A 12,925-nucleotide genomic window follows, 5' to 3' on the forward strand; every position below is an offset into this window, starting at 1 on the left:
ATCAGTCTTACACCATAAAAAACCGGAACGAGATCGTTCCGGCAAGTAGTTAGTTCATAATCAACATTGGCAGAATCATTGGGTGCCGTTCAGTCTTATCAAATAAGAAACTCTGCAGGTCGTCAATAATCGCATTGCGGATAGTCGCTTCGGTTGCTTTATCCGACTTCATTTTGCGCCGGATCGTACGGAAGACATGCCGCCGGGCTTCGTTAATTAGATCGCCAGACTCGCGCATGTAGACAAAACCACGTGACAGAATATCTGGACCAGCTTGGATCTCTTTTTTGTTCAAATTGATGGTAGCAACGACAACAACCAAGCCTTCTTCCGAAAGCACTTGGCGGTCGCGTAACACAACGTTGCCAATATCGCCGATTCCAGAACCATCAACATAGACATCGCCAGCACCAAAGTGACCGGCAACCCGGGCAGAATCCTTCGTAAAGGCAAGCACATCACCATTTTCAAGGATAAAACTATGGTCTAGTGGCACACCACATTGTTCGGCCAGTTCGGTGTGAATCTTCAACATTCGATATTCACCGTGAATCGGCATAAAGAACTTTGGTTTCATCAGCCGTAGCATCAGTTTCTGTTCTTCCTGACCACCATGACCAGATGTATGAATGTTATTGACTTTACCATGAATGACATTCGCACCGGCTTCTTCGAGTTCGTTGATTACGTGGTTAACACTTAACGTATTACCAGGAATCGGTGAACTTGAAAAGATCACGGTGTCGCCAGGTTCAATAGAAATCTGGCGATGAGTACCGTTGGCAATTCGCGAGAGCGCCGCCATTGGTTCACCTTGGGAACCAGTACATAGAATCATGACTTTATTGGCGGGGAGGGAGCGTAAATCGTTAGCATCAACGATGGCTTCGTCAGGGATGTTTAAATAGCCTAATTCACGTCCGTTGACGATAGCTGCTTCCATACTACGCCCAAATACCGCGATTTTACGATGATGTTCAAGGGCGACCTGCGCTGCCTCTTGAATCCGCGAGATGTTAGAAGCGAAGGTAGCAAAGATGATTCGACCTTCAACTTGTTCAAAAATGTGGCGAATTGATTGCGCCACCCACCGTTCAGATTTCGTCCAGATTGGCCGTTCGGCGTTAGTACTGTCTGACATTAGCGCCAAGACACCACGTTCACCGAGATGCGCCATCTTTTGAAGGTTCGGCGGCTGGTTAGTAATTGGTGTCAGATCGAACTTATAGTCTCCGGTCTCTACAATCGTGCCAGGTGGTGTTTGAACGGCGATTCCCAGTGTATCAGGAATTGAATGGGTCGTTCTGAAGAACGAGACACGCGTCTTACGGAACTTGAGCACCGTATCTTCATTGATCTCGTGTAATTCAGTTGTTTTTAATAACCCGTGTTCCTCTAACTTACCCTTAATCAAGGCTAAGGCTAGGGGGCCGGCATAGATTGGCACGTTGATCTGTTTTAATAGGAATGGAATCCCACCGATATGATCTTCATGACCGTGCGTAATCACTAAAGCTTTTATTTTTTGCTGATTTGCAACTAGATAAGAATAGTCTGGAATAACGTAATCAATTCCGAGAAGTTCATCTTCAGGGAATTTAATTCCGGCATCAATCAGAATAATCTCATCTTGAAATTGGATACCATAGGTATTTTTCCCAATTTCTCCCAAACCGCCGACTGCAAAAACAGCGGTTTCGTTATTTTTGACGTTTAACCGTTTCATTTATTGAACTCCGTTAGGTGATACTCTGGATTTTTTTGTTCGTAATCCAAGAAGTTACCTTCTAACGGTTCGATAAATTCGATGTTGTGATCTGTATTATCTTCCACTAAGGTCCGTGCCGCTACTTCGGTCTCGGCTTCGAGATACAAAGATTGGGTCGTTTCCCGTTGTGGGTTCCGTTCTTTGGTTTCTTGGTAATATACTTTGTAAATCATGCGTAAAACTCCTTAATATAAACAAGATTTATTTAGATACTAAGTAATCTAAATAGATAGCAAAAATAAAAGTTTGATCCGTACACCAGGTTGTGTAAACACAACAATTATCTTACATTTTAGCATAATTTGAGATGGGTGTATACAATGTTAACTTTCTTCAAAAATAGAGCGGTTAAAAGAATTTTTTTTGATGAAACATGCTATGCTAAACATAAGTAATAAAATGAAAAATTCCTAAAATTGTGAATCATTATACAAAAAAAGAATTGAGGGTTGAGCATGCAGAGTTGGTTAACAATCATTGGTGGGGTACTAATGGCAATCGTCGTTTATGAATTGCTGCGACGGCAAGTGCTGAAGCGTGCAGCGTTGAAGATTCGGCGGGCTGGCCAACGAACGGTTGATAGTGCGATGGTAGCAGCATTCAAAGTGCTCGCAAATGCGATGACGATTCAAGAGGTTGCGGGGGCGATTCATTCGGTGCCCGTCGCAGACGTCTGGGGGCGTGGTGTGATGGCCTTTGAGTACGTGCTAGATGCACCAGGCATGGTCACGGCCGATTTGCCAGAAGTTCGGCGATTATTCAATAACGAATTGCAAGCGTACGCAATTCACAATCAGGTGGTTGCTTTCCGGGAAGCTGGACCAGCGTTACGAGTGACTGATGCGTGGCTGCGCAGCGGACAGCTCCACTTAGATATTGCCTATTTGATGAATGAGGCCACTTTAGAGTATTTGGAAGATTTGCGTCGGTTGAATTCGAGTGCACCAAAAAAGCAGTCCTGAACATTTCAGGACTGCTTTTTTAAATGACTTTAAGAAATTAGAACTAAATCATCATCAGCGGCAAATGGATTGTCGCCATTGATATGGTCGTAGAATAAAATACCATGAAGATGGTCAATTTCATGTTGACAAACAATGGCCGGATAATTCTTGAGACGAATCTTTTTCTCTTCACCAGCCATATTATAGTAGCGTAACGTAATCCGATCGTGTCGAATAACGTAGCCAGCAATATCACGGTCGACGGATAAGCAACCTTCACCTTCAGTTAAGGCGCCGGGTTGGACGGAGTGACTGATGATCACGGGGTTGATAATGACGTCTTTAAAGACCGGTTCATCATCTTCATTTTCACTCGGAACAAGGACAGCAGCCATCTGTTCCGAAACGTCGACTTGCGGTGCAGCTAAACCAACACCGGCACGCAGTCCGTATTTTTTAGCCAATTCGGGATCCTGGCTGTTTTCTAAGTATTCCATCATGTCATTGGCCAACTTCTGATCAGCTTCACTCAACGGAAATTTAACTTGCTTTGCTTCCGCGCGTAACGTGTGATTACCTTCGCGGATAATGTCGCGCATTTTAATCAATTCCAATTACCTCCAAAATTAAGATCGCGCAGTTTACACTTAATATCTAGTTTATCATAAGCCTACGCCAAAAAGTAGCGCCCGTTATGAAAAAGATGAAAACAGAACTAAGCACAAATTAAATAGTTCACAATCATTTGGACAGAAAAAGCCGGCTTTTCGCTCTTTGGAAGGGCTTGCAAAAGATGAAACGCAATGGTAAATTAGACTTGTAATTATGAAAACGATTACGAACGTGGTGCGATGCACAACGTTTGTACGTTCATGAAAGGGATGTGTCATTTATGGACAACGAAAAACCAATTGTTGATTTTGGTGCGATCCGCGATGCACTTGGGAAAGACTTTGAGCCCGTGCAAGTATTGGATGGTCAAGCTAAAGTAATTAAACCAGAAATTGTCTCTAAATATTCAAACGAACAACTCGTTGAATTCTTTAAATTAATGTTATGGGAACGGACGTTACATCAACGTTCTAACGCTTTGACACGGCAAGGACGTTTAGGATTCTATGCGCCGACTGAGGGCCAAGAAGCCAGTGAGATGGGGAGTAACGCCGCGATGAAGAAAACCGACGTTTTAATGCCTGCTTACCGTGATATTCCACAATTGATTCAACACGGACTACCTGTTTACAAAGCGTTCCTGTGGTCTCGTGGTCATGTCTTGGGTAACGAATATCCAGAAGACTTCCATGCAATGCCACCACAGATTATTATCGGCGCTCAATATGTACAAGCTGCCGGTGTGGCTTTAGGGATTAAAAAGAACGGTACCGAAGACAAAGTTGCCTACACTTATACTGGTGATGGTGGGACTTCGCAAGGTGACTTCTATGAAGGTATGAACTTTGCCGGAGCCTTCGAAGCACCGGCCGTCTTCATTGTTCAAAACAATGGTTATGCCATTTCAGTACCACGGCGCAAGCAAACAGCTGCGAAGACGTTGGCTCAAAAAGCAGTTGCTGCCGGTATTCCAAGTGTTCAGGTCGATGGGATGGACTTCCTAGCTGTTTATGAAGTAACAAAGGCCGCCCGGGAATACGCTGCTGCTGGCAACGGTCCTGTCATGATTGAAACGCTGACATACCGGTTTGGCCCACATACGAATGCTGGGGATGATCCTAAGCGTTACCGGACTAAGGACGAAGAACAACCTTGGTTCGATAATGATCCATTGATTCGTTACCGTAAGTACTTGACTGATCAAGGTGTTTGGTCAGAAGATCAAGAAAACGAATACGTTGAACAAGTTAAAGAAGATATCAAGGCTGCTGTTAAACAAGCAGATGAAGCACCAAAGCAAAAAATGACCGAATTCTTGGGGAATGTTTTTGAGGAACAACCACAAAACATTCAACAACAAATTACGGAATTCCAAGCAAAGGAGTCGAAGTAACATGTCAAAGAAAACGTATATTCAAGCGATCACCGATGCACTTCGATTAGAACTCGGGTCAGACGAAAAGACCTTAGTTTTTGGTGAAGATGTTGGTAAAAACGGTGGGGTCTTCCGGGCAACTGATGGCCTGCAAGCCGAATTTGGTGAAGATCGTGTTTTTGACACTCCTTTAGCAGAATCCGGTATTGGCGGTTTATCAATTGGGCTGGCATTGGAAGGTTTCCGGCCAATCCCTGAAATTCAATTCCTTGGATTCATTTTTGAAACTTTGGATTCAATTGCTGGTCAAATGTCACGGGAACGTTTCCGGACAGGTGGCACTCGGCATATGCCGATTACCATTCGATCACCATATGGTGGTGGAACGCATACACCAGAAATGCACGCGGACTCATTAGAAGGCTATTTAGCTCAAATTCCTGGTTTGCGGGTCGTGACGCCATCTAATCCTTACGATGCCAAGGGGCTATTAATTTCTTCTATTCGGAATAACGATCCAGTTTTCTTCCTTGAAAACTTGAAGTTATACCGGTCAATGAAGGCGGATATTCCGGATGAAGCTTATACCGTTCCGTTAGATAAAGCAAACGTGGTTCGTGAAGGTACTGATATTTCCTTGATTGCTTACAGTGCACAAGTTAACCAGTCACTGAAGGTTGCGGAAAAGCTCGAAAAAGAAGGAATCTCCGTTGAAGTTGTTGACTTACGGACCTTGTCACCTTTAGATGAAGAAACAATTCTCAAGTCTGTTCAAAAGACTGGTCGGGCCGTTGCGATTCAAGAAGCACAACGACAGGCTGGGATTGCTGCGAACGTTGCTTCACTGATTGCTGAAAAAGGTGCGCTTTATCTCAGTGCCCCAGTTGGCCGGGTGTACGCACCAGATACGGTCTACCCATTCGGATTAGCAGAAGACGATTGGTTACCAGCTGAAGATGAAATTGAGGCAAAAACCCGCGAAATCTTGAACTATTAATCAAGACGCGGCATCGAAAAACAGTCACCTGAGACTGTCATGAAAGGAAGTTATCCAATGGCTTACGAGTTTAAATTACCAGAGCTTGGTGAAGGTCTTGAAGAAGGCGAAATTGCATCATGGCTCGTAAAACCTGGTGATGAAGTCAAAGAAGACGATTCTCTAGTTGAAATTCAAAATGATAAATCGGTGGAAGAATTACCATCGCCAGTAAGTGGTAAAGTTATTGATATTTTAGTTCCAGAAGGTGAAACGGCTAAAATTGGTGATGTGATCGTCACGATTGACGATGGTTCTGGCGACGCTGCGCCAGCGGCTAAGGCTGAAACACCAGCGGCTACTAAGACGGAAGCCCCGGCAAGTGAAGCAGCTGAAACTCCCGCTGCAACATCAGCACAACCGACTGGAACCCCGGCTGCGGGCAATCCTAATAAACGGGTCTTGGCAATGCCATCAGTGCGCCAGTACGCACGTGATAAGGACATTGACATCACGTTAGTTACGCCAACTGGTGCCCATGGTCAGATCACAAAGCAAGATATTGACAATTACACGGGTGCGCCAGCGGCAACGGGTGCTAAACCGGCAGCTACGCCAGCGACAACGGCTCCGGCTGCAAGTGAAGCACCAGCACCAACACCAGTTAAACCATATGTTTCTGACACACCTGAATTAGAGACGCGTGAAAAGATGACGCCAATTCGGAAGGCAATCTCTAAGGCTATGGTGAACAGTAAACACACCGCGCCACATGTTACTTTATTTGATGAAGTTGAAGTGAGTGCGTTGATGGCACACCGGAAGAAGTACAAGCAAGTTGCTTTGGATCGCGACATCCATCTTACCTTCTTACCATACTTCGTGAAAGCTTTGGTTGCGGTTTTACAACAATTCCCAGAATTGAACGCGTCGATCGATGATGCAAACAAGGAAATTGTTTACAAACACTACTTCAATATTGGGGTAGCTACCGATACTGACCGTGGATTGTTAGTGCCAAATATTAAGCACGCTGAAGGTAAGGGCTTGTTTGCAATTGCCAAAGAAATTACTGACAATACGCAAAAAGCTTACGATGGCAAGTTAAAGGCCAGTGAAATGAGTGGTGGGTCTATTACTATTAGTAATATTGGCTCAATTGGTGGCGGCTGGTTTACCCCAGTTATCAACCAACCGGAAGTTGCCATTTTAGGTGTTGGGCGTATCGGTAAGGAACCTTACGTCAATGACGATGGTGAAATCGTTGTTGGTAAGATGCAGAAGTTGTCCTTGAGTTTTGATCACCGTCTGATTGATGGTGCAACAGCACAACGGGCAATGAACTTATTGAAGCAATTGTTACATGATCCAGAATTACTTTTGATGGAAGGATGAGGTCAGAATGGTTGTAGGAGATTTTGCTGAAGAACGCGATACAATGATCATCGGCGCGGGCCCTGGGGGTTACGTCGCTGCGATTCGGGCCGCGGAACTCGGCCAAAAAGTCACCGTGGTGGAAAAGGAATATATCGGTGGTGTCTGCCTTAACGTTGGTTGTATTCCATCAAAAGCTTTGATCAGTGCTGGTCATCGGCTACAAGAAGCCAAGGACAGTAAGATCTTTGGTATTAAAAATATTCAGGATCCGGTGTTGGATTTTAAAGTGACCCAGGACTGGAAAGACCATCAAGTTGTTGATCGGTTGACTGGTGGCGTTGAAATGCTGCTTAAGAAGCATAAGGTGGAAGTGGTCCGTGGGGAAGCCTATATGCATGATAATCATACCTTACGGGTGATGAATGGTGACCATACTGGTCAGACTTATAAATTCAAACATTTGATCATCGCAACTGGTTCACGGCCAGTTGAAATTCCGGGCTTCAAGTTCAGTGGTCGGGTCGTTGACTCGACGGGTGGCTTGAATTTGCCCGAAGTGCCTAAAGAATTAGTGGTTATCGGTGGTGGGTACATTGGTTCTGAGTTGGCTGGTGCCTATGCCAACCTCGGTGCTCACGTGACGATTCTTGAAGGGACACCGCAAATCTTACCTAACTTCGAAAAAGATATGGTCAAGCTTGTCTTGAACAGCTTTAAGAAGAAGGGGGTTGATGTCATTACTAATGCGATGGCTAAAAACTCCGAACAAGATGATAGTGGCGTTACGGTTACCTACGCTGTCGACGGGAAAGAAACTGAGATTCATGCTGACTATGTTATGGTCACGGTTGGTCGGCGGCCTAATACTGACGACATGGGCTTGGAATACACTGACGTCAAGTTAACGAAGCGCGGCTTGATCGAAGTTGATGAACAGGGGCGGACGGCCGCTGAGGATATTTTCGCAATCGGAGATATTGTCGCCGGTGCTGCGCTGGCACACAAAGCTTTTGCTGAAGCCAAAGTTGCTGCTGGTGCAATCAGTGGCAAGAAGACGGCGAACGACTACGTTTCAATTCCGGCAGTTTGCTTTACTGATCCAGAATTGGCAACAGTTGGCATGACGAAGGCTGAAGCTGAAGAAGCCGGCTTGCAGGTGAAGACGTCGAAGTTCCCATTTGCTGGTAATGGTCGTGCAATCTCGTTGAACGCCATGGACGGCTTCTTCCGTCTTGTCAGTACGAAGGACGAAGGCACCATTGTCGGCGCCCAAATTGCCGGACCAGGTGCCAGTGATTTGATTTCTGAATTAAGCGTTGCGGTCAATGGTGGGATGAATGTCGAAGACCTTGCTTTGACGATTCATCCACACCCGACCCTAGGTGAAGTAGTTCAAGAAGCGGCGGATGAAGCGATGGGTTACCCAACGCACATCTAAAGCGGATGATGGCTTAATAAAAGTTTGAGGCGTGAGTCTCAAACTTTTATTTTACATAGGATGTTGCAGCCAGTATGGATTACCGAAGTACCAGTCAAGATAGTCACGTAAAAACGTAACTTAACGCGCTGTCAGGCGCAATGAAGGTCAGTCTTGTTAATCATTACTCAGCTGATCCGTAAGTGACGTCTTTGAACCTGATGCGGATGTTGTTATTCAAATTGCTAACTTTTTAGCATGTAGTGGTCTATATTAATAACATATCAAAATGTGTTTGCTTCGGGGGGAAGTGGACCAATTGGTTACGCAAAAATGTTACAAAAGAGTAAGCTTTTTATTAACATTTACTTGAATTCGTTGACAGCTCAGGTACAATTATTATCGAAGGTTGGAGGGATTGAAATGATTAATACAGTAATTATTCGGGGATTATTCGAGTTCGTACAACAATTAATATTAGTCGCAATTGCCAAAGATTTGCCAGTGAAATTAGTGGTCGCAACGGGTGCTGAAGAAGCGCCGCGCTACCAAGCAATGGTAACAGCGAGTTTAACTTGTCGTCAGTTTACACTAGTGGCGCAAGCTAAGCCGGATTATTCACAAGCAGATAGCTTGATTATTGGAAATTTAGTGCCATTGGCAAGCGACCGTGATGCCAGTGGTGATTTAAAGGCGACTTTGCCGCTATTTCGCGCGTTTGTGAATGATGCGATGGGCGCTGGTTTTAACGGAAAAATTATTTTGGCTGGTAGCAATGATGCGGTTTTAAGTGTCTTAGCTGCGCGTTTCAGTGGCATTGATCATTCTAAAGTGGTCGGATTGGGTACTTTGCCGCAGAGTCGTTTATTGGAGCAACTACTATGTCAGCAATTAAGTGTCGGCCCGGCGGATGTCCGCGCATTCGTAGTGGGAACTGCGGCGACACACCTGATCTCATGGAGTCGTTCATATATTGGGCCGGCGCCCGTGATGACTTATTTGGCTAACCAGGATATTAGTTTTGGGATGGACGAAATGAGTGCAGCGACGGAGCAGATCGACGACCCCACGATTGTTACTAATCAGACCTTGAGTGTGTTAGCATTAGTACAAGTGCTCAATGCGTTTTACGCCCAGACACCGTTTATCGGTACCGTCACAAATATCCAAACACCAGTCGATGACGACCAGCTGGTTGGATTATCATCACCGGTACTGATTAGTGCTAACGGAATCAAACGAATGGCGGATATGGTGCTATCTGATGAAGAGCAGAAAGAATACGCTGAGATTGCGAGCCAGGTTCAAGAGGAACTTGACCGGGTCACGGCGGGGGAGTTGGATGAAGATGCCTAAACACAATGATAATTACCAATATCCACTGGATGAGACGTGGACCACGGCCGAGATCATTAAGGTTACGACCTTTTATCAAGCCATCGAGGCCGCTAATGAAGGAACAATCGCTACAGCAGACTTGTTGGCAGCCTATCGTGATTTTAAGACGGTCGTTCCGGCTAAGTCGGAAGAAAAACGACTGGCTCGTGATTATGAGGCTGCTTCAGGTTATCGGATTTATCAAACAATGCGCGCAGCTCAGGAAACTAACAAGCAGCGATTTCAATACCGAGACTAGGTGACTTAACGTGCAAACGAATGTGGTGAAACAGTTAAATCAGAAAATGCAAGTCGTGATGCAAACTGCGAGAGCGCAAGTGTTGGCGAAGATGGGCACCCACTTGACGGTTGCGGAGAAGACGAGTCGGCGTGATTTGGTCACTAACGTGGATCATAGCAATGAAGATTTTTTGGTGCGTCAGATTCGAGCCTTGGATCCAGTTGCGAAGATTTTAGCTGAGGAAGGAACCGGCGACCAAGTTACTGATATGAATGGTCACGTCTGGATCGTTGACCCAATCGACGGTACCATGAATTTTGTGCATCAGCGTAATCATTTTGCGATGATGGTGGGCTTGTATGTTGACGGTAAACCAACGCTGGGATATATCTTTGATGTCATGGCGAATAAATTATATGCTGGTGGTCCTGAAGTCGGCGTCACGCTTAACGGTGAATTGCTGGCTGCACCCGCGGATGTTGATCTGAGTGCGGGGCTGTTTGGTGCGAGTGCGCCGTTACTAATTCAAGACCGCTTCAATATGCAGACGATTATTGCCAAATCACTGGGACCACGGATTATGGGTAGTGCTGGTATTCAAATTAGCCAGGTCTTAGCGGGCGAACTGGTCGGCTACCTGTCATACTTGCGACCATGGGATTTTGCGGCTGGTCGCGTTCTCGCGGAAAGCCTTGGCTTGGTTGTGTCTAGAGTTGACGGCTACCCGGTTAATATGTTATCATCGGGTGCTGTACTGATAGCGACAAGGCGCGCACAACGCTCAATTTTGGCAATCGTCTAGTAAGTAGTGGGACTGTGACCCATATGTCACAGTTTTTTTATGTCAATGGATGAAAGCCGCTGAAAACGTCGTTATGAAGGCTTCAAGTTGAAGCTATGACTTGATAGTAACGGCGGATTGTATTAATATATGTAAGATTTCTGCTGTCGAAGATAGTCAGAATTTTGAAGGATGAAAGGAAGATCAATTTTGAAATTTAGAGATGATATCCGCAACATTGCCATTATTGCCCACGTTGACCACGGTAAAACGACGTTGGTTAACGAAATGCTTAAACAATCGGATACCCTTGACGAACATGTCCAGATTGACGATCGGGCGATGGACACTAATGCCATTGAAAAGGAACGCGGTATCACGATCCTTTCGAAAAACACGGCCGTACGTTACGGCGACAAACAAATTAACATTCTAGATACACCAGGACATGCTGACTTCGGTGGTGAAGTTGAACGAATCATGCGCATGGTTGACGGGGTATTACTCGTTGTTGATGCGTTTGAAGGAACGATGCCTCAAACTCGGTTTGTTTTGAAAAAAGCTTTGGAACAACACCTAACACCAATCGTTGTTATTAACAAAATCGACCGCCCCGGTGCACGTCCTGAAGAGGTCGTTGACGAAGTGTTAGACCTCTTCATCGAATTAGGTGCTGACGAATCACAATTAGACTTCCCAGTGGTCTATGTTTCAGCTTTAAATGGGACTTCTAGTTATGAATCAGATCCTGCTAAGCAGGAACATACGATGCAACCAATCTTCGATACGATCATCAAGACGATCCCATCACCAATTGACAACTCTGACGAACCTTTACAATTCCAAGTGGCCTTATTAGACTACAACGATTATGTTGGTCGGGTTGGTATCGGTCGGGTCTTCCGTGGTACGATCAAGGTTGGTGACAGTGTTTCTGTCATGAAACTCGATGGTAGTAAGAAAAATTTCCGCGTAACTAAGTTGTTTGGGTTCTTTGGTCTTCAACGTTTGGAAATCAATGAAGCCCACGCCGGTGACTTAGTTGCTGTTTCTGGGATGGAAGATATCAACGTTGGTGAAACGGTTGCTGATTCAGCTAATCCTGAAGCTTTGCCAATCTTACGGATTGACGAACCAACTTTACAAATGACTTTCGGTACGAACTCCTCACCATTTGCGGGTAAGGAAGGTAAGTTCGTAACTGCCCGTCAACTTGAAATGCGGTTGAAGGCTGAACTTGAAACCGATGTTTCACTTCGGGTTGATGATACTGACGAACCTGGTTCATGGGTCGTTTCTGGTCGTGGGGAATTGCATTTGTCAATCTTAATCGAAACGTTACGGCGTGAAGGTTATGAACTACAAGCATCTCGTCCAGAAGTTATCTATCGCGAAATTGATGGTAAGCGTTGCGAACCATTTGAATCTGTTCAAATCGATACGCCAGACGAATATACTGGTTCAATTATTGATACCTTATCAAAGCGTAAGGCTGAAATGAAGAACATGGAAAGTACTGGTAATAACCAAACCCGGTTGACTTTCTTAGCACCTTCACGAGGCTTGATCGGTTATTCAACTGAATTCCTTTCATTGACGCGTGGTTACGGAATCATGAACCATACTTTCTCTGAATATCTCCCAGTTATTCCTAACTGGAACCCAGGCCGTCGTAACGGTGCTTTGGTTTCAATCAACCAGGGTAAGACTACGACATACGCCACAATGGGAATCGAAGACCGGGGAACGATTTTTGTTGATCCAGGTACCGAAGTATATGAAGGCATGATCGTGGGCCAAAACAGCCGCGAAAATGACATTTCAGTTAACATTACTAAGGGTAAGAACATGACCAACGTGCGTTCTTCTAACAAGGATTTGACGGCGACAATCAAGACGCCAACGCATTTGACATTGGAAGAATCGCTTGAATTCTTGAATAGTGATGAATTCTGTGAGATTACGCCAGATCATGTTCGCTTGCGGAAACGCATTTTGAACACGAACTCCCGTGAAAAAGAAGCTAAAAAGCGTAAAATGAACAAGTAAGTTGATTG

Annotated in this window: 12 protein-coding genes; 9 read left to right on the forward strand and 3 right to left on the reverse strand. The window is 45.1% G+C overall.

Features of this window, described 5'->3' with window-relative positions; translation table 11 throughout:
• Positions 1-49 precede the first annotated feature (49 nt).
• Together rnjA and ACWQAU_RS10470 are read right to left on the reverse strand one after the other, a co-directional pair.
• The gene (gene rnjA, locus ACWQAU_RS10465) at positions 50-1,726 is read right to left on the reverse strand and encodes a ribonuclease J1 (protein WP_003640828.1); all 1,677 of its coding nucleotides are present in this window, start codon (positions 1,724-1,726) and stop codon (positions 50-52) included.
• Positions 1,723-1,941: a DNA-directed RNA polymerase subunit epsilon gene (locus ACWQAU_RS10470; RefSeq protein WP_003640827.1), complete on the reverse strand. Its 219-nt coding sequence runs from the start codon at positions 1,939-1,941 to the stop codon at positions 1,723-1,725. Before ACWQAU_RS10470 ends, rnjA begins: the two co-directional genes overlap by 4 nt.
• Before the next feature lie 282 nt (positions 1,942-2,223).
• On the opposite strand from ACWQAU_RS10470, the gene ACWQAU_RS10475 reads away from it, so the two are divergent.
• Entirely contained in the window at positions 2,224-2,730 is a 507-nt protein-coding gene (locus tag ACWQAU_RS10475; protein WP_003640826.1) for a hypothetical protein, read from the forward strand.
• A gap of 29 nt (positions 2,731-2,759) precedes the next feature.
• Here the strand turns inward: ACWQAU_RS10475 and def are convergent, their stop codons facing one another.
• Positions 2,760-3,320 carry a peptide deformylase gene (gene def, locus ACWQAU_RS10480; RefSeq protein WP_003645922.1) on the reverse strand — a complete coding sequence of 187 codons (561 nt, stop codon included), beginning with the start codon at positions 3,318-3,320 and terminating at the stop codon, positions 2,760-2,762.
• A gap of 284 nt (positions 3,321-3,604) precedes the next feature.
• Between def and pdhA the strand changes: the two genes are divergently transcribed.
• The 8 genes from pdhA to typA all read left to right on the forward strand — a co-directional run bounded on the left by pdhA (position 3,605) and on the right by typA (position 12,917).
• A complete protein-coding gene (gene pdhA, locus ACWQAU_RS10485) occupies positions 3,605-4,717 on the forward strand; it encodes a pyruvate dehydrogenase (acetyl-transferring) E1 component subunit alpha (protein WP_003644593.1) in 1,113 nt (370 codons plus the stop codon).
• Between the two features lies 1 nt (position 4,718).
• Positions 4,719-5,696 carry an alpha-ketoacid dehydrogenase subunit beta gene (locus tag ACWQAU_RS10490; protein ID WP_003639044.1) on the forward strand — a complete coding sequence of 326 codons (978 nt, stop codon included), beginning with the start codon at positions 4,719-4,721 and terminating at the stop codon, positions 5,694-5,696.
• 57 nt (positions 5,697-5,753) lie between these two features.
• Complete coding sequence (locus ACWQAU_RS10495) at positions 5,754-7,070, forward strand: 2-oxo acid dehydrogenase subunit E2 (RefSeq protein ID WP_003644592.1); 1,317 nt, start codon at positions 5,754-5,756, stop codon at positions 7,068-7,070.
• A gap of 7 nt (positions 7,071-7,077) precedes the next feature.
• Positions 7,078-8,490: a dihydrolipoyl dehydrogenase gene (gene lpdA / locus ACWQAU_RS10500; RefSeq protein WP_003640822.1), complete on the forward strand. Its 1,413-nt coding sequence runs from the start codon at positions 7,078-7,080 to the stop codon at positions 8,488-8,490.
• Positions 8,491-8,892: 402 nt separating this feature from the next.
• The gene (locus ACWQAU_RS10505) at positions 8,893-9,825 is read left to right on the forward strand and encodes a Rossmann-fold NAD(P)-binding domain-containing protein (protein WP_079111867.1); all 933 of its coding nucleotides are present in this window, start codon (positions 8,893-8,895) and stop codon (positions 9,823-9,825) included.
• Positions 9,818-10,105 (forward strand): UPF0223 family protein, encoded by a 288-nt coding sequence (locus ACWQAU_RS10510; protein WP_003645919.1) that lies wholly within the window; start codon positions 9,818-9,820, stop codon positions 10,103-10,105. The genes ACWQAU_RS10505 and ACWQAU_RS10510 overlap by 8 nt, the downstream gene beginning before the upstream one ends.
• 10 nt (positions 10,106-10,115) lie before the next feature.
• Positions 10,116-10,889, forward strand: a complete 774-nt coding sequence (locus ACWQAU_RS10515) for an inositol monophosphatase family protein (RefSeq protein WP_027821184.1) — start codon at positions 10,116-10,118, stop codon at positions 10,887-10,889.
• A gap of 189 nt (positions 10,890-11,078) precedes the next feature.
• A complete protein-coding gene (gene typA / locus ACWQAU_RS10520; RefSeq protein WP_003644590.1) occupies positions 11,079-12,917 on the forward strand; it encodes a translational GTPase TypA in 1,839 nt (612 codons plus the stop codon).
• Positions 12,918-12,925: the final 8 nt, after the last annotated feature.

The organism is Lactiplantibacillus sp. 3062, assembly GCF_055413545.1.